17 protein-coding genes are annotated in these 20,131 nt (G+C 60.1%); 7 read left to right on the top strand and 10 right to left on the bottom strand.

Annotation, left to right across the window (positions count from 1 at the left end; all coding sequences use genetic code 11):
* Window position 1 precedes the first annotated feature (1 nt).
* The 6 genes from BT108_RS06135 to BT108_RS06110 form a co-directional block, all read right to left on the bottom strand.
* Entirely contained in the window at window positions 2-2,737 is a 2,736-nt protein-coding gene (locus tag BT108_RS06135) for a DNA methyltransferase (protein WP_060853326.1), read from the bottom strand.
* A gap of 119 nt (window positions 2,738-2,856) precedes the next feature.
* The gene (locus BT108_RS06130; protein ID WP_060853050.1) at window positions 2,857-3,606 is read right to left on the bottom strand and encodes a hypothetical protein; all 750 of its coding nucleotides are present in this window, start codon (window positions 3,604-3,606) and stop codon (window positions 2,857-2,859) included.
* A gap of 131 nt (window positions 3,607-3,737) precedes the next feature.
* On the bottom strand, window positions 3,738-5,693 hold the full coding sequence (locus BT108_RS06125) for an AAA family ATPase (protein WP_072293653.1): 1,956 nt from the start codon (window positions 5,691-5,693) through the stop codon (window positions 3,738-3,740).
* 33 nt (window positions 5,694-5,726) lie between these two features.
* The gene (locus tag BT108_RS06120; RefSeq protein ID WP_218184832.1) at window positions 5,727-9,467 is read right to left on the bottom strand and encodes a DUF6079 family protein; all 3,741 of its coding nucleotides are present in this window, start codon (window positions 9,465-9,467) and stop codon (window positions 5,727-5,729) included.
* Window positions 9,468-9,502: 35 nt separating this feature from the next.
* Window positions 9,503-9,970 (bottom strand): BREX-3 system P-loop-containing protein BrxF, encoded by a 468-nt coding sequence (gene brxF / locus BT108_RS06115; RefSeq protein ID WP_072293652.1) that lies wholly within the window; start codon window positions 9,968-9,970, stop codon window positions 9,503-9,505.
* Between the two features lie 10 nt (window positions 9,971-9,980).
* The gene (locus tag BT108_RS06110; RefSeq protein WP_072293651.1) at window positions 9,981-10,895 is read right to left on the bottom strand and encodes a WYL domain-containing transcriptional regulator; all 915 of its coding nucleotides are present in this window, start codon (window positions 10,893-10,895) and stop codon (window positions 9,981-9,983) included.
* Window positions 10,896-11,174: 279 nt separating this feature from the next.
* Here BT108_RS06110 and BT108_RS06105 point away from each other — a divergent pair, with 279 nt between their 5' ends.
* Window positions 11,175-12,065 (top strand): LysR family transcriptional regulator, encoded by an 891-nt coding sequence (locus BT108_RS06105; RefSeq protein WP_072293650.1) that lies wholly within the window; start codon window positions 11,175-11,177, stop codon window positions 12,063-12,065.
* 39 nt (window positions 12,066-12,104) lie between these two features.
* Here BT108_RS06105 and BT108_RS06100 read toward each other — a convergent pair whose 3' ends face one another.
* Complete coding sequence (locus BT108_RS06100; RefSeq protein ID WP_072293679.1) at window positions 12,105-12,410, bottom strand: helix-turn-helix domain-containing protein; 306 nt, start codon at window positions 12,408-12,410, stop codon at window positions 12,105-12,107.
* 121 nt (window positions 12,411-12,531) lie between these two features.
* On the opposite strand from BT108_RS06100, the gene BT108_RS06095 reads away from it, so the two are divergent.
* The 6 genes from BT108_RS06095 to BT108_RS06070 all read left to right on the top strand — a co-directional run bounded on the left by BT108_RS06095 (window position 12,532) and on the right by BT108_RS06070 (window position 17,524).
* Window positions 12,532-13,173 carry a LysR family substrate-binding domain-containing protein gene (locus BT108_RS06095; RefSeq protein WP_072293649.1) on the top strand — a complete coding sequence of 214 codons (642 nt, stop codon included), beginning with the start codon at window positions 12,532-12,534 and terminating at the stop codon, window positions 13,171-13,173.
* 309 nt (window positions 13,174-13,482) lie between these two features.
* Window positions 13,483-13,734 carry a type II toxin-antitoxin system Phd/YefM family antitoxin gene (locus tag BT108_RS06090; RefSeq protein WP_072293648.1) on the top strand — a complete coding sequence of 84 codons (252 nt, stop codon included), beginning with the start codon at window positions 13,483-13,485 and terminating at the stop codon, window positions 13,732-13,734.
* Complete coding sequence (locus tag BT108_RS06085; RefSeq protein WP_072293647.1) at window positions 13,724-14,143, top strand: putative toxin-antitoxin system toxin component, PIN family; 420 nt, start codon at window positions 13,724-13,726, stop codon at window positions 14,141-14,143. The genes BT108_RS06090 and BT108_RS06085 overlap by 11 nt, the downstream gene beginning before the upstream one ends.
* A 141-nt stretch (window positions 14,144-14,284) precedes the next feature.
* Window positions 14,285-15,790, top strand: coding sequence for an AsmA family protein (locus tag BT108_RS06080; protein WP_072293646.1), 1,506 nt, complete (start codon window positions 14,285-14,287; stop codon window positions 15,788-15,790).
* Window positions 15,787-16,896, top strand: coding sequence for an A/G-specific adenine glycosylase (gene mutY / locus BT108_RS06075; protein WP_072293645.1), 1,110 nt, complete (start codon window positions 15,787-15,789; stop codon window positions 16,894-16,896). Before BT108_RS06080 ends, mutY begins: the two co-directional genes overlap by 4 nt.
* The gene (locus BT108_RS06070) at window positions 16,889-17,524 is read left to right on the top strand and encodes a 5-formyltetrahydrofolate cyclo-ligase (protein WP_072293644.1); all 636 of its coding nucleotides are present in this window, start codon (window positions 16,889-16,891) and stop codon (window positions 17,522-17,524) included. The genes mutY and BT108_RS06070 overlap by 8 nt, the downstream gene beginning before the upstream one ends.
* A 17-nt stretch (window positions 17,525-17,541) precedes the next feature.
* On the opposite strand, the gene BT108_RS06065 is transcribed toward BT108_RS06070, so the two are convergent.
* The 3 genes from BT108_RS06065 to hprK all read right to left on the bottom strand — a co-directional run bounded on the left by BT108_RS06065 (window position 17,542) and on the right by hprK (window position 20,079).
* Window positions 17,542-18,168 carry a flavin prenyltransferase UbiX gene (locus tag BT108_RS06065; RefSeq protein WP_072293643.1) on the bottom strand — a complete coding sequence of 209 codons (627 nt, stop codon included), beginning with the start codon at window positions 18,166-18,168 and terminating at the stop codon, window positions 17,542-17,544.
* Window positions 18,169-18,238: 70 nt separating this feature from the next.
* Window positions 18,239-19,093: an RNase adapter RapZ gene (gene rapZ / locus BT108_RS06060; RefSeq protein ID WP_072293642.1), complete on the bottom strand. Its 855-nt coding sequence runs from the start codon at window positions 19,091-19,093 to the stop codon at window positions 18,239-18,241.
* On the bottom strand, window positions 19,084-20,079 hold the full coding sequence (hprK, locus tag BT108_RS06055) for an HPr(Ser) kinase/phosphatase (protein WP_072293641.1): 996 nt from the start codon (window positions 20,077-20,079) through the stop codon (window positions 19,084-19,086). The genes rapZ and hprK overlap by 10 nt, the downstream gene beginning before the upstream one ends.
* Window positions 20,080-20,131: the final 52 nt, after the last annotated feature.

Raw genomic sequence — 20,131 nt, 5'->3', positions numbered from 1 at the left:
GTCAGTTTTCCTCGCTGCGCGTCAGCGCCATGTCGTACAGGGTGAGCAGCTTTTCGTCTTCTTGCAGGGTTTCGTCCGGCAGCTTGTGGGCGATGGCGAGGATGGTGGCGTAGTCCTTCCTGGCCCACGCATCGCGGAAACCGGCGCGCAGCACTTCCAGGCGCGATTCCTTGATCTTGCGGACTGTGAGCGCCTTGTAGGTCTCAAACTCCTTCAGCAGCGCCTTCTCGCGCTTCTTCTCCAAGTCCTGCGCCTTGTTCGGGTCGGGTACATACCAGCGGTCTTGCGCCTTGGCAATCAGGCGCGGATCGTTCTTCTCCAGGCTGCGCAGGTCGTGGTAGTTGGAGGAAAGGTAGCGGTGAATCTGGCTGGGCACTTCGCCCGTGCCGTCATAGCGCAGGAAGTTGGCTTCCAGCAGCGCGGAGAGTTCCGGGCGGGTTTCGTGCTTCTTCCAGCCCGCGCCCAATTGCTTGATGAACTCCGGGTGGATGTCCTGATAGGTAGAAGGCCGCGCCTTCAGGTAGTCCGCCGCCCAGTCGATGGCGCTGCGCTCGTCGGAGACGAACAGCTCCATCTGCGGCGCTTGCGCGGTCTGCGCGCGCTTCTTGTCGTATTCGGTGACTTGCTCCGGCAGAAAGACCATGCCGTCGCGGTCGGGGAAGCGGCTGCGCAGGCCGTCTTGAAACTCCTGACTGGAAAGCGGCACGGGCGCGCTGTGCCGCACGAACCACGCCACCATCCGGTCGAACAGGATGCGCGGATCGCGTTCGGCAACGAATTCCAGCTCGCCGCCCCTGACCTTCACGACCGGAAGCTGCTTCAAGTGGGTCTGCACAAAGTCCCACGCGGATTCCGGCGTTGCGCCACGCTCTGCGAATCGCTGCTCCAGCCCGCCGTTGGGCTTGTAGGCAGAAATCACGAGGTCTTGTTTGACCGCTGTGGTAGTCATGACGGCTTTGAAGCTTCCTTGCTTCTTGTCCAAAGCAGACACGTTCGCCACCACAAACCCGGCCTCCTGCAACGAGGTCTGGATTGCGTTCCAAACAGCCGCCTGCGTGTTGGAGAACTCGACCGTTATCCACCGGCCCGGTTTCAAGACACGATAAAACTCCTTGAACGACGCAATCAGTAATTTCCGGTAGTCATCAAGCTGCTTTGCTTGAGATGAACTGACGATCGCTTCCGACGACTGACTGGTTACGACACCAAGCAATCCCTCCCAGAAGAAGTTCAACTCTGAATAGTCGAAATTCGCACCGAACGGAGGATCAACGAAGATGTAGTCAATGCACTCGCCGGGAACTTGGAACAGCGATGTGGCACTTTGAGTTGAAATGATGCTATTTCGTGGAACTCCTCTCTGATATGACAGGCTACCCGCGATGGTCTCCGCATTTCTTAGAAATGAACTAAGAACGTTTGGTGGGGTTATCAATGATCCTACGTACAAGGTTCCAGATAGAGGTCCACCGCCTTTCCTGTCAGCACGGAACCTCCTCATCCTCGACGCATAGGGGAGGCACGCAGTGAGTGCAAACAGCAACGCCTGCCCGATGGACTCAGATTTTCTAGTTCTAATTTTTTTGAGAAGCAAAGAGACAGCGTAAAGCTCCCTCGGCGTGAAGAAGTGATGAAGATAGGTAATGCCACGCGAAGCATTTCGTTGAGTTTCCTTCCCGGCTATCAACTCAACAATCGGAAACCCGGACAGCCGAGCGTTTCTTTCACTGTCTTGGATGGCCGAAAGATCGGCTTCGTCAGGGATTTTTTCGTAGCGGCTGGTTCCTATCGAATAGTTGATTAAAACAGGAACAATCTTGACCTGCTTGTGTGGGACATCTAGCAGAGGATCAATCACGGTCTCATAAACCGAATCCCAAGCCGCTTCTCGTGCTGCCGCACCGCACTCGGGGCATTTCAGTTCCGAACGCAACGAATCCTCAATCTCGTCCACGGCAATGGAGTAAAAAGAATGTTGAGAGCCGCAGTTCGGGCAAGCCACGACATCCGAATAAAGCATAAACTCCACTTCACCCTTCTGTTCTCCGGGGTGTTGGTATTGCTTGTGCTCAACAGACTTCCGATCCCGTACTCGCCAACCTGTATGAGAGGTGAGGTAGAGATTCTGGTTCTCCTTTTTGATCTCCGAAACAATTGAGTTCGCTGCATCCATGAAGGCGATGGAATCGAGAGAGCCGTTCAGGTTTTTTGCAATGAACGTCGCTACTGGAGAAAGATCGACGAGAATCGTAGTTCTACCGCCACCAACGTGTGCATTGGCGACTCCAGTCATTCCAGTACCGCAGAATCCATCAAGCACCACGTCGTTTTGCGAGGTGTAGTGCGCCAGGTACCTCATGATTGCCTTGTGTGGCACTTTCGTGTGGTAGCTGTGCGCGTTGTAGATGGGGTCGTTTTTCCCCTCACTAACGTCAGCCACAAACGGCTCGCGGCTGTATTTCACCGCCGAGTCATAGGGCTTGCCGTAGTGCGCCACAAACTCCGCCAGCCACGGGTTCGGGCAGGCGGTGTAATACGGCGGATCGGACATGGCGAGGATGGCTTCGTCCGTGCCTTGCGGGAAACCTTCCTGCTGGCGGAATGCTGGGGCTTGCAGCTTTTCGGCCAGCAGCTTGAGGTAGTGATCGCGCCGGGCGTCGTCACTGGCGAAGGTTTGGCCGAGGCATTCGACGGGGCCGGTGGCTTTTTTGTCGTGATTACTGAGCAGGTCATTCATGTTCGTATCGCTCCCCGCCACATTCAACGGCGCAAAGTTGGGCGTTTGCATTCGGCAGGAAACAGATTTCCTTGCGTTTGAGTTTCAGGTTCATTGGCAACGTCTTCGTCATGCTCGCCTCACATGAAATTGAGCATGAGACGCCCGATGGAATTGGTCAGATCACGGGCAAAGACGGCAAGCCACCGTTGAGAGTCGCCGCCAAAGTGAGATTCGCTGAAGCCGTTTCTTGAATTTGCAATCGCGTTGGTCAACGTCGGCATGGCGTTGACGATCTCGACAGGAAACGGGCCTTGCGCCTGAAGTTTCTTGATGATGTCGTCCTTCACCACTTTGCATAAGGGCATCAAGTCCGTCAGTGCGGCCTGATCGGGGACGTGCTTGCGCACGTAGGCTTTGTAGAGTCCCTCAAGGCAGGTGTAGCTCAGCGTCGTTGCGCGGTTGTAGTGGTGAGCATCAACGGCTCGGTCAATGTCCTTGAGGCTGTTGTTCAGTTTTTCCGAGTTCCAGAGATCGACGGGAACCACGGTGGTTGGCACTGCATAGCCGCCGCCAAAAACGATGCCTCTGATGGCATCCACCTCGTTCTTGGCGTGGGGTTCAAGCACATCAATGAACAATCTGAACAACTGGAACCGTTGCTGCTCAGGTAGCTCGCGAATCACATCCCAGTAATAGTCTTTGCGGGATGTGCTCTTGCCTTGCTGCTGCCTCAGGGGAATGAGCTGGTTGTAGCTGGGTGAGCCGGGATCGACCTGTTGCACGATGCGCAGAAAATCCCCGCCGCTGTGGTAAGCCGGGGTGTCTTTCCTGTCCAACAAGGAAAATAGCTGGTTGTATGCCGCTATCCAGTTGACGGAGGTGTTCATGGCGCGGCCTGTTGTTGTTCGTGCAGCAGCTTGAGCTGCATGCCCGCGTCGGTGAGCATGTAGCGTTGCTGCCACGAATGCGACTTGTTGGAGGTGGTCAGGCGCATTAGATTCACGGAACCGCGTCCTGTCTAATCCAAAAAACCATTCAACGCTTTGAATACCTTCTCAAAGCAATCCAATGTTCCAGTAACTGGCTCACTGTCTCCATCAAGAATCTGAGGGTTTCTCATCAAGTAATCGGCAGGAACATAATGGCCGAAGTCCAGTGTGTCAGCAGGCAGTGTTCGACACAGCGCCTCCACCTGCTTGACGATACGGCATGTACTCTGATCCGCGGCTACGGCTTTCTCGGCTGTGATTTCACCTTCCTTGAGTCCTAGCGCTTGGTTAACCAAAGCGCAATAGAAAGTGCTATCGAATAAATCCTCGACATCGCTTTCAGTTTTTTCCGTGAAATCAGATGTCGTTAGCACTCTCTCAGATTTCAGAATCTGGCTTTGCCGAAGTCTCTCAACTTTATTCTTATCGCCTTTGCCATAATCGCACAGCACAGCGATATTCAGGTTATTGCCTCGGAAGAGCGACGAGAAAGACCACACCTTATCCAGGCCGCCGGTAGGGCAAATAGTCCAGCGCTCATCCAAGCCAGCTCTTCCTCTGGCTTGCAATGCTCTCGATACCACTTGCAAATAAACCACATCGGATGGACCCTCGACCAATAGACAGTTTTGGCCAACAAATAGGGACTGAGTGATTTCGTAACCGAGGTGGGCCTGCAGCGGGAAAAGTGTGTCCTTGTCAACGGAAAGAACGTCAGCGGAGACCTTCGTCCCTTTTACTATGGGGCGACGTGGATCACGGTAGTCGATAACGTCTTCGACAACACGGACATCCTCCAGACGCTGAGCTGGCACCATGAATGGTGAGTGCGTGGTGTAGATAACCTGGTGCTCGGGCAGAATTCGCTCTTCGATATACCGCAGAAGATCGGATTGAGCTTTGCCATGAAGCGTCAGGCCCGGCTCATCAAGAAGTATGATGGCTTTGCCGGCAGATTTTTTGAGCTGCTTGAATTGCGCCAAAAAGGAGAAAAACCAAACAAAACCTGCGCTTCGTTCAGACAAAGGCACCGTCACGCGATGATGCTTGTTTTCTATCCGAATTTTTGCGATTTTCCCGCTGTTGAACGGGGGAGGATCATTGGGCCTCCCTTCGTTAATTTCAATTTTGATGGCCAGGGCATCGTTCTGGCTCCAGAACTCGAAGATTTCATCAGTGATGTCGTTGGATGCCCCTTCGCACTGGGCTACCAGTTCTTCGTGCTTTGCAGCATCACGGAGTTCTTCTATGGTCGTACCCGCATACTCTAGAAAGTCGAGAAATATCTTGTCTCCAGAGCTGATCTTTCCACTTTTCTTGTCCGCAGCAAGTTGATTCAGGGATATTTCACCTGACATCCGTTCAAAGTGAGAAGTATAGAAAAAAGTCAGCTTTTGCTTGTTGAGAAGATCAATAGCGGCAAGCACCGGATTTCCGTCACGGAATTTCTCAATGGCTTGCATGAATGCAGTCTGTGCTTCTGACCGCTCGGTCAGCGCTTTAAGTACTGCCAAGGCATCCTTTATTGTCTTGGCCTGCTTGATGTCACCTTTTTCTTTGGCATTCAGACCGTGGCGCGCCTGAAGCTTGCGAATGCACTCCTCTTCGTTAAGCGGAATGCTCCAGGTATTTCCGCGACCGATATAACTGGTGATGATCACTTCGGTTTTTTCTAGAACATCTGCTCCTAGAAGATCTTCCAGGGCTTCGATGTCATCACCCTCCAGTTGCCACCAGCTTTTGGCAACCGGAGATTCCCCATTGGGATGACGCTCCTGGAATTTGCTTAAATATCGGCGCGGGTAGTCCCGCGTCTTGTCGTATGCATAATCACCATCAGAAGGGGCAATACCTTGGATGGCATGTAATATCGCGGTCTTTCCCGCCTCATTCTTTCCGACAAGGCATGTCAGATCGCCGATCTGGAATTCGCCGCTGTCTTCAACAGATCGGAAGTTGATAGCTTGGATTTTTATTAGCTTCATATCTGTCGCCCTCTATATAGTCCTGAGTTGCCTTCACTCCACAACAAACCGCAGCTTGCTGGCATCTTTGCCTTTGCTGCGGTCGCTGATGAGCGCGTCGAAGCGCTTGCGCAGGTCGTCCGGGGTGGCGGGCGAACCACCTTGCAGCAACGCCTGCTTGATCTCGTCGCTCTTGACCTCGATCTTTTCCAGTCCCGACAGCGCCTCTTGCACGGCGTTAGCGAACTCCTGGGTCAAGGGGGCTGGTAGCGTGCGTGAGGCCAGGAAGGCGTCGATCAGTTTTTTGCTTGCTGCAGGCAACAGGCCCAGGCTCTCCTGGGTGAACGGGTCTTCCAGGTTCTCCAGCAGGGTTTGCTGCCAGTTGGCCAGCAATTCGTCCAGGTCATCGTCCAGCTTGTGCAGTCGGTTGGCGGCGGGCAGCAGTTCCAGTTGCTCGGCGGAGGGGCGGAACTGGCAGTGCGGGCAGACGGCAGCCGTGACCAGCGTTGGCTCATCCAGCGAGGAGCAGCTCTTCAGGCCGTTGAGGGACTCTTCGAAGGCGGTGAGCTGGCTGGTGGGCATCAACGACACGCCGGCCAATACGCGCAGCGCCAGCAGGCGCTCGTCACGGCGCAGGGCATTGCGGGTCTTGTCTTCGGCCACGCCCAGCCGTGCCTTGCTGTGGCTGGCGATGTAGGCGGTGATGTAGTCCTTCTTGAGCTGGCCCAGCGTTTGCCGGTATTCAGAAGCGTGCTCGGCGGTGCGGTCCTGGCTCAGCTTGTCTTGCAGGGTTTTGCGGGCTGCCTCGGCTTGCTTCACCCACGGGTGATCGGTGGGCAGCACCATTTCGGCCTGGGAGAGGTAAGAGGCTGTGCTGCCCAGATCGGCCACCAGTTCGAGCAGGCGCTCGACGGCGGCGAGGATTTCCAGATTCTTCTTCTGGCTGTCCAGATCGTCCGGCGTGACGCGCAGGTTCTTGAGCTTGCCGACGGTGTTGTACGGCGTCAGCGATTCGGTGAACTTTTTCAGCGAATCCAGTCGGGCGTACCAGTCTTTGGCTTCTTCTTCGCGCAGCAGGTTCTGGCCCCAGAAGCCGAGCTTGCCTTGCTGCAGGTCGGAGCCGGCCTTGAGCACGCGCGGCACCAGCGCGCTGACCTTCTCTTGCAGCTTGACGACGGGTTCGGTGTCGCCTTGGCTGGCCTTCTGAGCCAGGCCGGACGGCAGATCGAGCAGCTCGAACAAGGTGCGCAGCACGGTGAGGTTGACCTCCTTGGGTGCCTCGACGTGCTTGAACTGCTTGAGTTCCTCCAGCGAGCGTTCAGCCAACTGGGCCAGCTTGCCGGAGTCGATCTTGTCGCCGGTGATCGACAGCACAAGTTCGCCGGAATAGACCAGGCCGCCCAGCACGGTGACCAGCAGATCGGGTTCCAGCCGGTACTTGAGCGGCGCAAAATATTCGATGTCGGACGAGCCCGACAGCAGTTCATTGCGGTTGAGCACCTGACCGTGGCCTTTGGCCTTGAGGCGGTTCAGCACCTCTTGCGCGTAGCGGGAGTTGGCGGGGTCAACGCGGTCGCCATCGAGCAGCTCCAGAGCATCGAGAACGGCTGCGGCATCCTTGGTGCGCGTTCCGCCTGCCAGTGCGCGCAGCGCATTGCCCACCAATTGCTTGCGGTTGGCCTCGGTGACCAGCACCGAGAACGTGGGGTATTCGGGCGCGATGTCGGCAAAGCGCTGGCCCAGTGCCAGGCCAGAGACGATGTTCACCACGTCACGGAAGTTGATGCGCTCCTCCGGCCCCAAGCGTGCCCGTTCGCGCAGGGACACGCCCTTGGCCCAATCCTGCAGCGTCTTGGTCTTGCCCTGATAGGTGACCTCGAATGCGGTCATCTGCTTTTCTTGCAGCCACTTGCTCATGGACCGCAGCGAGTCCTGGGCTTTGGACAGATAAACGGCCTTCGCGCCACCGCTGGCGGTGGACGCCAAGTCCAATGCCGCCGCGTATTGGGACAGGTAGCGCTTGTAGTCTTCGTCGGGGGACTTCAGTCGGAAGAACACCTCGTCCGCCAGGTTGGCGTCGCTGAACTTCGGCCGGTCGAAGGGCTGGATGAAGTAGATGTAGAAGTCGCGTTCGGGCTGTGCCGTGGGCCGGTCATTCGGGGCACCAAAGAACAGGTAGCCCATGCGCTCGACGCGGCGCTCCTGCCACTCGATCTGGTACTGCCAGATTTGGAAGCCGGGGTAGCGCAGGTCGTCGCTGCACTCCATCAGTGCTTTGATGGCGCTGTAATAGGCGCGGTCCAGAGCGTCGTCGGACAGGGCTTCGGCACGCTTTTCGATCTGCGCGTCGTAATCGATGTCCTTCTTGAGGTCGAGGTAGTACTGCTCGGTGTCAGGTGCCTTGGAGATGAACTGACCGTTGACGGTCTTGAGCACCTCCCGCATCACGGTTTGCACCATCGACAGCAGGTTCTCGGCCGGATCGCCGGGCATGTCCTCCACGCCTGGCTGGAACAGGCACAGGGCATCGCGCAGTTCGGCGGCCGTGGGGCCAATGGGCACGTGGATGTCGCCGCCGGTGGTCAAGCGGTGCACGGCCAGTGCGTTGATGACGCGCAGCGCCATGGCCTTGTAGGTTGGCCGTGTGAAGGCTTGCTGCACGCGTGACTCCAGCACTTCGGAGACGCGCATCACCTCCTTGATGTTGGGGTCGGCGCGCAAGACCGAGTTGGCCTTGATCGTGTTCCAGAAGCTTTCGTAGCTGATGAACAGCGGCTTGTCGGCGGGCACTTCCTGATCGAGGATGGCCAGCATGGCGGCCTCGATGGTCTTGAGCGCGCCACGCTTCTCGGTGAAGTGGATCTGCTCGAAGGTCTTCAGGTAGTCCGGGTGAACCGGGAACAGCCGCACGTACTCGTCCATCCGCTCGTTCATGGAGCCGTAGAACTTGGCGAACGGCGTGAGGTATTCGCGGATTTTGTTTTGCTGGTCAGCGGTCTTCTTGAGAAGACGCGCGGAGACGACGAAGCTGACATCCTGGCGGTCGATCAGGATTTGGGTGAAACGCTCGTTGACCCGGCGCATGCTGTCGGCCACATGTTGGAAGCGCACGCTGTCGAAGATGGCTTCCTGCACGCCAGCGACAAAGCGGAACTTGAGATGTTTAGTGATTTCACCGATCTGCCGCAGGATGGCCAAGTCGCGAATCAGTTCGTTGTCCTTGCGCGACTGCAGGTATTCCAGGAACTCGTCAACCACCAGCAACAGGCCTTGGTCTGGGTAGACCTCATGGAAGGCGGCCATCATTTCTTCAAGAGACTCTTTGTTGTTGAGTTCCTGATCTGCCGCCGGGAAGCTGTAGCTGACGCCCAGCTTGCCGAGGAAGCGCTCAAGCTGCTGGGTGATGACCTGGCGTAGCGGCATTTCCAGGCCGCCCACCTCGATGCGAAGAACCTTGAATTTTCCTGCGATGGAGGCAACCGCCTCGGCGACCTTGGGGTGGCGAATCATCGGCGCATAAGCGGCGTCTTCTGCCACCAGCGACAGCACCGACATCAAGTGCGACTTACCGGTGCCGTAGTTGCCGACGATCAGCACGCCTTTGTGATCGACCGAATCCTCGAAACTGAGCTGGGGAACCATGAGCTTGGAGATTCGCTCGGCCATGTCATCGGAGATGACGTAGGTCGCGACGAGCTTCTTGGCCTCGTCCGGGCGCCCGGCATCGAGCAGTTGGATCACTGATTCGATCTGCTCGAATTGGATCAGATCTCCGTATTTCATGTTCGTGCCCATATGCTTTTCTCTTCCCGCAGTTTTCGTTAATTCGGTCAAATTTCGAGTACGACCACGCCGTCCTGGCTGTAGTCACGATGTTCTGGATGGCTCATGTCGGCATAAATCAGCCGATCACCGCGCAACTCGCCAGGCCAAACGGCCACGACGCGCCTGGAGTGAGCCAGCCGCCTGACGAGGTCAAGCGGGTTGATCTGTAGGCTGGGCTCGAACAGCAACTCAAGATTGTCGAGCAGCAGCGGGGCTTCGCCTCGTTCCCCGAATGTTTCAAGCAGCGCAATCTCACGCAGCAGTTCGCCTGCCGAGAAGCCGCGCTTGTTGTTCGGCGTGGCGGCCAATCGGCGCCCCAGTTCCAGGCCGACGTTGAGTGGCTCGATGTTGAGCTTGTTGCCGAGCTGGCGCAGCAGTTGGGTTTTGCCACTGCGGCTGGAGCCGACCAGCAGGATCAACTTGCTGTTGAGGTCGCCAATTTCGCTGATGAGTCGTTCGAGTTTTGCGAGCATGCTTATCCCATCAGTCCATCTCGGCTTCGAGCCGTTGTTGATCAGGGGAGCGGTAACCCGGCGCCAGCACCGCATTGCGCACGCCGTAGATCGCCAGATGGTCCTTCAACCAAAGCCGGTACTCCGGGCCGCGCAGGCGATGGTCGGGGGAGCAGTCCACACTCCATTTGCGCAGGATGTAGCCCGCCGTGGCGGCGCGCAGCTTCATGTGCAGTGCACCACCCTGCATGCCGTAGTCCATTTCGGTGATTTCTGGCCGTGGCTGGTCGGGATGAGGAACCAGCTCCAGCTCGACAATCCGGGTCCACTGGATGTCTTGACCGCTCATCTCGTGGGACTCTACGGGCTGCCCCTTGCGCACCACAGGGCGCTTGATCCGGGTGAGGACGAAATCGCGGAACTCCTGCGATTTGCGGTCGAAGGCGCGGACGTGCCAGCGCAGGCCGTTGTCGATCAGCGCGAACGGGACGATCTCCCGCGCGGTGCGACCGCTGGAGATGGAGTGGTACTCGATGCCGAGCGGGCACTCGTAATGAATGGCCCGAGTGACGCTCGCCAAGATTGTTAGGTCAGGGTGAGTGAGCCGGGACGGGCTCTCGCTGGCCACCCACGCCTTGATGTGCATCGGTTCACCGTCGCCAAACCCCTGGGTCAGCCACGACAACACTCGCTCGGGTGGGAAATCGAAGATCGGCTGGAAGCTCGAACCCAGGACGTAGAACTTGCCTTTGCCGTCGTAGTCGATATTGCCCGGAGCCAAGTCCTTGTACAGCGCCAGGTCCCTGGACGCGGCAGCGGACTGGATACCAAAACGCGCGACCAAGTCCTGGCGGCGCATCTCCCCAATGAAGCGCAGACGCAATTCCACGAACGCGAGACGGTCACGCTGTGGCTGGGTGAGATCGGCAAGCTGTTGGTGGGGCATCCTGACTGGCTCATTCGGGTTAGCGAATGCTCGTGTAAATTTCTGCAGAAAGTATATGGTCTGCGTGGAAAGACGTCTATAAATCTAAGTTGATTCACTAGTTAGCTGCATTATGATAACCATTTTTGAGATGCAAATGAGTGATCCTGCGTGGACTGGCAGGCGCTTCAGTCCAGCGCAGCGCGCCAGGAGTGACGTGGACTGGACGTGCATCCAGCAGGTCACTGCGGACGAGAGCTGGTGCGAATAGATCGCTGATACGGAACAGGAGCACGGCCCATGGAACTGCGACACCTTCGCTGCTTTGTGGCTCTCGCAGAAGAGCTGCACTTCACACGGGCCGCAGAGCGCCTGCATATCGAACAGCCACCCTTGTCCCGCGCCATCAAAGAGCTTGAGGATGACCTGGGCGTGGTGCTCTTCGAGCGCAACCGCCGAGGCACGGTACTGACCGAAGCGGGTGCAACGTTCCTGCAAGATGTGCGCAGGGTGTTCGCCGTCCTCAAACAGGCTCAGGAGAACGTCCGGGCGGTCGCTGCGGGCTTGAGCGGAAGCCTTCGCATCGCCGTGTCCGACGGCGCAATCGATCCCAGGCTGTCGGCCCTCCTGGCCCGCTGCCGCGAGGAAGAGCCGGAGATCGAGATTCGCCTGTCCGAAGTGCCGTTGGCCGATCAGTTGCGTGGTTTGCGCTCAGGTGACTTCTCGATCGGGTTTGCGCACACGGCGGAAGTCGGCGACGACATCGTTACCGAGCCACTCTGGCACGATCCGCTGGTGGTAGCCGTGCCCGCCCGGCATCCTTTACTTTCACACAAGGCTGTTCCGCTGCATCAGCTTGCGATCTACCCACTGGTCTTATGTGACCCGCAGGCATGCGAAGGCTACCATCGTGAACTGGCGCGGCTGCTGCGGCCTTTGGAGCGTCCACCCGACGTCGCCGAGCACGTGTCGTCATTGGACATGATGCTCACCCTGGTCGGTGCCGGCTACGGGGTAGGCTTCATCACCGAAACCAGGATCGCGGCGTGCCTGCGCCCCGACGTGGTGATCCGCCCTCTGGCCATGGATTCCGCAGTCATCACGACCTACTTGCTACGACCTGCCGGCGAAGGCTTGCCGGCATCGGTGGAGCGGTTCATCGCACGCCTACGCGCACACTCGGACGACTGATCCGGCGGCAACAAGTGCCGTAATTGAAGTTCGCGGCCGCTATGGTGAATCTTGCGGCTCACTGCCAGCGCTGAGGTTCTTTTCAGTCGCTGCCATCAATTCGCTGGCGCTTATCCCGAGTGCGGCAGCAATTTTCAATATCAAAGGCAGCGTCGGCACATGCTCCCCGCGTTCGATCTTGCCCATGTGCGAACGCGATATTCCCGCCTGATACGCAAAGTCGTCTTGAGCGACCCCTTGCGCGACGCGAGCGGCACGCACGGCCCGCCCGAAAGCTAATGCTGGTTCGGATTCATATGTGGGTGTGCCAGGTGGACGACCTGGCTGAATAGTAAGCTTCTGCATCAACAGAAGCGTCAAATAATCCTCTTAAATTAACCACGTTAAATATATAGACGTTAAACTTCTCTCTTTACTATGATGCTGGTTTGCCCTTGACCTGCTTCGTCGCTTCTGTAGGTTCTCCGTGGACAACATCACCAGCCAACCCGCCCAGCTTAGGCTTGCGATAGCGCCAGGCGTATCGTCATCTCAGCTCTCGGCGCTGCTCGCGCTGCAACGAGCGGAAGAACCAGAGGTCAGCATCGCGTTCTCTGAGGTGGCAGGTGACGAGCTGCTTGATGGACTTCGTGAAGGCCGCTACGACGTGGGAATGTCGCTTCAAGGAGCGAGTGATCCAGCCCTGGAAACCCAGTCCTTGTGGATTGAGCACATGGCCGTTGCGATGCCGCTGCGGTTTCCCTTGCTTGATCAGGCATCGCTCACCATCACCGACCTCCAGAACTACCCGATCTTTCGCTGGAGGGATGAGGCGTGTTCTTCGCTGGATCGTCGGCTGCTCTCGCTCCAGGCGGCTGACCAGCAGAATCTTCAGTACGTCACTTCCTTCGAGATGATGGCGCTATGGGTTTCTGCCGGCTACGGTGTTGGGGTATCCGCACAATCGCGTATCAAGCACGCCCATGGATGGGGAGTCAGCATGCGACCACTGGACGACGGTTCCCACGAAATCGTGACGCACCTGCATAGGCCCCAGGGGCAAGCGAACCCTGTTTCCGAACGGTTCGAACGCAGAGCGCTGCATGTAGCACAAGCTCAGGGCGCCTGATACCACTTCGCTTAGGAACAAGTCACTGGGCACACAACTCAGTGGCTGCCCGTGGCTGCCCTAAGACAGCAGTGGATGCATCTATCCATCAGGAGGGCAAAACTGGTATCATTTATGGCCCAAACCGGACATCCGAACTGGGGAAACCCGTTATTAATCAATGGGTTGAATGATTGGATCGATTCCCTTCACCCGCTCCACTTGGATTTTCAAAAGACTTTCCGCACGTCACCCTGCAGACGGCGTGCCAGCGCGTTGGCCGCAACCATAAATAATGTACAATACGTACAAAATTTACAAAGGTGATATATGCGTACCGTAACAGCGAGTGAAGCCAGGCAGGGCTTGGCAGAGATCATCGAGGCCGTCCGGCGCGAGCCCGTCATCATTCAACGTCAGAAACGGGACGTGGCCGTGGTGATGTCGATGGACGAATACGAGCGCCTGGTCAATCTGAACGTGGCCGAGTTCCGGCGTTTCAGCGATCGCGCCGGCGCCAAGGCGCGGGAAGCCGGCATGACGGCAGAGGTGCTGAAAGATTTGCTGAGCAGTGAGGGCTGATCGCAAGCTGGTGATCGACACCAATCTCTGGATCAACCGCCTGCTCATGCCAGGCGATACGGCAGCCAGGGCTGTGGATCACGGACTCTCATGGGGCATTCCCCTGATGTCAGAGGAAACGCTGACGGAGTTGAGCGACGCACTTTTCCGGACCAGATTCGACCGCTATGTCTCGCGCGAGGACCGGCAGCATTTCCTGCGTCTGCTCGGTGGCATCGTTCGGGTGATTTCCGTCACTCAGAGGATCGCCGCGTGCAGAGATCCGAAGGACGACAAATTCCTCGACGTGGCGTTGAGCGGCGAAGCGCAGACAATCCTGACGGGAGATCACGACCTCCTGGAACTGCATCCTTTCCATGGGATCGAGATACTGACCCCGGCAGCGTTCCTGAGCTGCCCGGTCGATTGAGAGGATGCCGGAACGATTCGGGTGCACGCACGAATCGGCTCACGATGCACCCCCTACCCAAGGCAGCTTTGGAATTGATTATCTTTTAAATCAATCTGTATCGGACGCCGCTCTCTTCGTCCATGCCATCCCGCCCCGGCCATGAATCCGTATCTCCGATACGCGCTGATCGCATCCGCAGCCGCTGCATTCCTGCTCGCCTGCCTGGCGATCCTCCTCGCGTTCATCGTCGATCCCAACGCCTACAAGCCATTGGTCATCCAACTGGTCAAGGAGAAGCAGCGGCGCAACCTCGGGATCGGGGGCCACATCGCGTTGTCCTTTTTCCCCCGCCCCGGGGTGGCCATGCATGCCGTCTCGCTGAGCGAGCATGAGGATGACGTGGAGTTCGCGAGGGTGGAACGCATCCATGCATCCCTTGCCCTGGTGCCGTTGCTTCGCGGGAAGGTCGTGGTGGATGGCATCGCCATCCGCGGCCTGCAGGCACGGCTGGTGCGCTTTCGCGACGGCCGCACGAACGTGGACGATCTGCTCGCGTCGGGTGATGAGCCGCCGCCCTTCGAACTCGACCTCGACGACGCGCGGGTGGAAGGAGCGACTCTCGTCCTGCGCGACGAGCCGAGCGAACGGGAATATACGCTAGGTCGTCTGGATGCGCGGATCGAACGCCGCTCCGGCTCCTCCGAGGCGGAGGCGGCCCGGCATGCCGTCAGTCTGTCGTTCCAGGCTGTACGATCCGGCCGGCCCGATGTGGTGGACGTTCGCCTGGGATTCGGGCTGGCGGCCGGCGCCGATGCATCCTACAGGGTCGACGGCCTCGAACTGGAAGCCACGGGAAGCATGGGCGGCGCCGATCCCATCACGATGCGCGCCAGCGGCCACGCCGGCCTTCATTCGTCGAGCGGCGGATTCGCGGCGGACGGGATGGCGCTGGACATCACCGGTGCGCAGGGCAGCCGCCACGTCGACGTCAGGCTGGAGATACCGCACCTGAGCCTGGTCGACGGCGGGCTCGCCAGCGGACTGTTGAAGGCGAACGTGAAAGCCGCCGATTCCGCGAATCCGCCGGACAATGGAAATGCTGAGATTACCCTCTCCGATCTGAGCGGCACACCCGGCGATTTCCGCAGCGATGCGCTGACTCTCGGGCTCGAATCCCGGTTCGGGGAGCGCCGCATCGTGGCGACGCTGGCCTCGCCGCTGCGCGGCAGCGTGGATGCCCGCCGCCTGGAGCTTCCCGACCTCTCCGCCAGGATTCATGCGGAGGGGCCGGACGTGCCCGGCGGTCTCGACGGCGAGCTCCAGGGCAACGCCATCCTGGAAAACGAACGGCAGCGGATGCAGATCCATCTTGCAGGCAAGGCCATGGGAAGCAACGCCATCGCCCGGCTCACGGCCACGGGCTTTTCGGAACCGGACCTGGAAATCGACGCGCAGATCGACCGGCTGGACATCGACCGTTTCCTGCCCGATCCGCGAACTCCGCCGGGACGGACGGGAAGCGCGGAGAACCCATCCCTGGAAGCATTGCTGGACACGCCTCTGCTGCGAAATTCCCGGATGCGCGGCTCGATCCGCATCGGCACGCTGACGAGCGCCGGTTTCAGGTCTTCCAACGTGAAGCTGGAACTGCAAGCCGCGCCATGACGCCGGCGCCGGACCTCCCCACCTTTTCCGCCAGGCTGATACGCTGGCAGAAGCTCCACGGCCGTCGCAACCTGCCATGGCAGGGCGTGCGCGACCCGTATGCCATATGGCTGTCCGAGGTCATGCTGCAGCAGACGCAGGTCGGCACCGTCATCCCCTATTACCTGCGGTTCCTGGAACGCTTTCCCGACGTCGCGAGCCTGGCCGCGACCGGCATCGACGAGGTCCTGGCACTGTGGAGCGGGCTGGGATACTACTCGCGCGGCAGGAACCTGCATCGCGCGGCCCAGGTGGTCGCCACGGACCACAGCGGCGTCTTTCCGCGCAGCGCCGAAGCCCTGCAGCAGCTTCCCGGCATCGGGCGCTCCACCGCTGCCGCCATCGCGGCGTTCGCCTACGGTGAGCGCCGCGCCATACTCGACGGCAACGTCAAGCGCGTGCTCGCGCGCCACCTTGGGCTGGAGGGCTATCCCGGCGAGAAAGGAAACGAGGCGCTGCTGTGGCGGCAGGCCGAGGCGCTGCTGCCGGCGGATGCCGGCCCGGAGGCGATGGCGGTCTATACCCAGGCGCTGATGGATCTGGGCGCGACCGTCTGCACCCGCGCCCGGCCGCGCTGCGCTGCGTGCCCGCTGCGGCAGGACTGCATGGCCCTGCGGGAGGAGCGCGTGGCGCAGATCCCCGCTCCCCGGCCCCGCAGGGCATTGCCGGAGCGGGAAACCGCCATGCTGATGCTGAGGATGCAGGACAAGGTGCTGCTGCGGAAGCGACCGGCCACAGGGATCTGGGGCGGATTGTGGTGCTTTCCCGAGATGCCGGTGGATGGCGACGCTGCCGCCTACTGCATCCGGCACTTCGGCCTGGAGGTGTCGCCCTTGGGGCACATGGGGCAGGGGGCGCCGCTGGACCATGTCTTCACGCACTTCAAGCTGCGCATTCATCCGCAGCCACTGCGGGTCGTTTCCGCGCCCCCGGCGGCGATGCGGGACGAAGCCCGCTGGATGACGCTGGACGATGCGCTGGCCGCGGCCATTCCGGCGCCGGCCCGGACGCTGCTCCTGCGACTCGGGCCGCCGGGACGCGCGCAGGCGGAGCAATCGCATGGATGACTGGCAGGACTGGAGGAAGCAGCGGCGCGAGGAACTGCTGGCGTTGAGGGAATCGGTGCCGGAAACCGAGCGCCTGTGCTGGAGCACAGCGATCACGCGCCTGCTGCGGGAGGGCTTCCCCATGGGGAAGCATCGCGTGGTGGGCGGCTACTGGCCTCATCGCGGGGAATACGATCCGCGGCCGGCGATGGAGCACTTCCGCGCAGGCGGGACCATCCTGGCGCTGCCGGAAGTCGTGCGGAAAGGAGGAGCCCTGCGCTTTCGCGAATGGCGGGCAAGTGCGGCCATGAAGCCGGGGGCCTACGGTATCCCGGTACCCGACGACGCCGAGGCGGTGGAAGTCGACGCGCTGCTGCTGCCCATGGTGGGCTTCGACCGGCTGGGCTTCCGGCTCGGCTACGGGGGCGGCTATTTCGACCGCACCCTGGCCGCCTCCGCCGTTGCAGGGCGGCGGCCGCTGGCGATCGGGGTGGCCTTCGAGATTCAGAAGCTGGACAGTGTCCACCCCCAATCACATGACATTGCCATGGATTACGTCGTGACCGAGGCCGGGATCCGCCAGGTCACGCCGGAAGGCCTGGTTGCGCTTGCGGCCGCAGACTGCGCACGAGGGCAGGCCGCAAGATAGCGGAAGGTGGCAGTATGTCAGTCGCCGGATTCGGACTCCGTCCCCCAGCGCGGCATCAGGTCGTGCGCCACGTCCAGGTGGTCCAGCACGCGCGCCACGATGAAGTCCACCACGTCCTGCACGTTCGCGGGATGGTGGTAGAAGCCGGGATTGGCGGGCAGGATGATGGCACCGCTGCGCGCGAGCCGGAGCATGTTCTCCAGATGCAGCGCGGAGAAGGGGGTCTCGCGCGGCACCAGGATGAGCTTGCGATTTTCCTTGAGCGTGACGTCGGCGGCGCGCTCGATCAGCTTCTGGCTGAGCCCCGAGGCGATGGCGGCGAGCGTCCCCATGGTGCAGGGACAGACGACCATGGCATCGGCCGGGCTGGAGCCGGAGGCCACCGGTGCGAACCATTCCTCCCGTCCGAACACGCGCAGCTGGCCCGCGGCGGCGCCATAGCGGCGGGAAAACAATTCTTCCGTTTCACGGGGACGCGACGGCAGCGTCAGCTGCATTTCCTGCTGCGCCACGATCTGCGCCGCCTGGGAATACAACAGATAGACGCGATGGCCGCCGGCCAGCAGCAGCTCCAGCAGGCGCACGCCGTAGGGCATGCCGGAGGCGCCGGTGAAGGCCAGGGTGATGGTTTTCGTTGTGCTCATGTCTCGGTCGAGGACAGGGAAACGCGCCGGGTTACGGGATCGTCGCGCAAGGGGAGCATCGCCGGTCTCCTCAGTCCGCGGATTCAGGATGGTCCAGCTCCCGGTGGCGCACGAGAATCTGGGTATTCGCCGCGAAATGGCGCGCCAGCCGCTCCACGAAGTAGACCGAGCGATGGCGCCCGCCGGTGCAGCCGATGGCGACGGTCAGGTAGCTGCGGCTGTCGCGGATGAAGCATGGCAACCATCCTTCGATGAACGCCCGGATGTCGCCGAACATGCGATTGACGTCGGCATTCTCGTCCAGGTATTCGATCACCGGCCCATCCCGCCCGGTGAGCGGCCGCAGGCGCATCTCGTAGTGCGGATTGGGAAGGCAGCGGACATCGTATACCATGTCGGAGTCCAGCGGAATTCCGTGCTTGAAGCCGAAGGACTGGAACAGGAGCGTGAGGTTCGCCGGATTGAGGCCGATGAAATCCCGCACCCATGCGCGCAGCGCGCTCGCGCTCAGGTCGCTGGTGTCGATGCGGCTGGCGAGGTTGCGCACTTCGCGCAGCATCTCGCGTTCCATCTGGATGGATTCCGGCAGCGTCGAATGGTCGTCGCTCAGCGGATGGCGGCGGCGGGTCTCGGAAAAGCGCTTGACCAGGGTGTACGTCTTGGCTTCCAGGAACAGCAGGTGCACGTCGATGCCCTGGCGCCTCAGGTCGGCCAGCTGTTGCGGCAGCAAGGGCAGGGTCTCGCGGCTGCGGGCATCGATGCTGACCGCCACCCGGTCGTGCGCCGACCTCTTGAGGTAGAGCGTGACTTCCAGCAGCAGGCTTGCCGGCAGATTGTCCACGCAGTAGTAGCCGCTGTCCTCCAGGGCGGTCAGGGCGATGCTCTTGCCGGAACCGGCAAGACCGCTGATGACGATCAGCTGCACTTGTTTTCCGGATTCCCCGGATCGGAGTGATGCTGCGGATTGCCGGTATTTTCGCGGCTTTCCATTTCCCGCTGATGGCGTGCCAGGAATTCCCCGGCACTGTCGATCCCCCGTAGCTGCAGGACGTAATTGCGCACCGCCGCCTCCACCAGCACGGCCAGGTTGCGTCCGGCGGCGACGGGGATGATGACTTTGCGGACGCTGACGTCCAGTATGCTCTCGGTGACGTCCCCGAGCGGCAACCGCTCCATGGAATTGATGTCCATGCTGGGCTTTTGCAGATGCACGATGAGCTTCATGTTCTTCTTGCGGCGTACTGCGGTCTCGCCGAAGATGGTGCGGATGTTCAGCATCCCCAGTCCGCGCACCTCGAGAAAATCACGCAGCATCGGCGGGCATTGCCCCTCCAGAGTCTCGGGGGCGATGCGATGCAGCTCCACCACGTCGTCCGCGACCAGACCATGTCCCCTGCTCACCAGTTCCAGCGCCAGTTCGCTCTTGCCCACGCCGCTCTCACCGGTGATCATGACGCCCAGCCCCAGGACGTCCAGCAGGACTCCGTGCAGGCTGATGAAAGGCGCCAGCGCGCGCCCGAGATAGGGCCGCAGCAGCCAGATCACCTCCAGGCTGGGATAGGGCGAGGAGAACAGGGGAATGCCCATTGTGTCCGCGAAGGTCCTGATTGCATCCGGCACGGATGCACCGCCGGTCACGATGATGCACCACAGGTTGCTTTGCGCAAGCCTCTCCATATTCTGCCGCAGGATGGCCGCATCGAGCCGATCCAGGTAGTCGGCCTCGGGATCGCTCAGCACCTGTATCCAGTTGGGATGGATGAAGTTGAGATGGCCGATGATCCCCTGGGTCGAGGCGGCGACGGCGCGCTCGTCGATCTGCCGGCCGCCGCCCTCCCTGCCCGCCTCCCACACCAGGGACAATTTTTCCCGCTTTTCTTCGAACAACTGGGTGACGTCGATGCGTGACATGGACTTGGGGTGCGATGTGAGCAAATGGGTTCCCGGATTGCGCTGAAACGCG

Origin of the sequence: Nitrosovibrio sp. Nv17, assembly GCF_900119085.1 — a bacterium.
Taxonomy (GTDB): domain Bacteria; phylum Pseudomonadota; class Gammaproteobacteria; order Burkholderiales; family Nitrosomonadaceae; genus Nitrosospira.
This window is presented reverse-complemented; position numbering and strand designations above follow the sequence as displayed.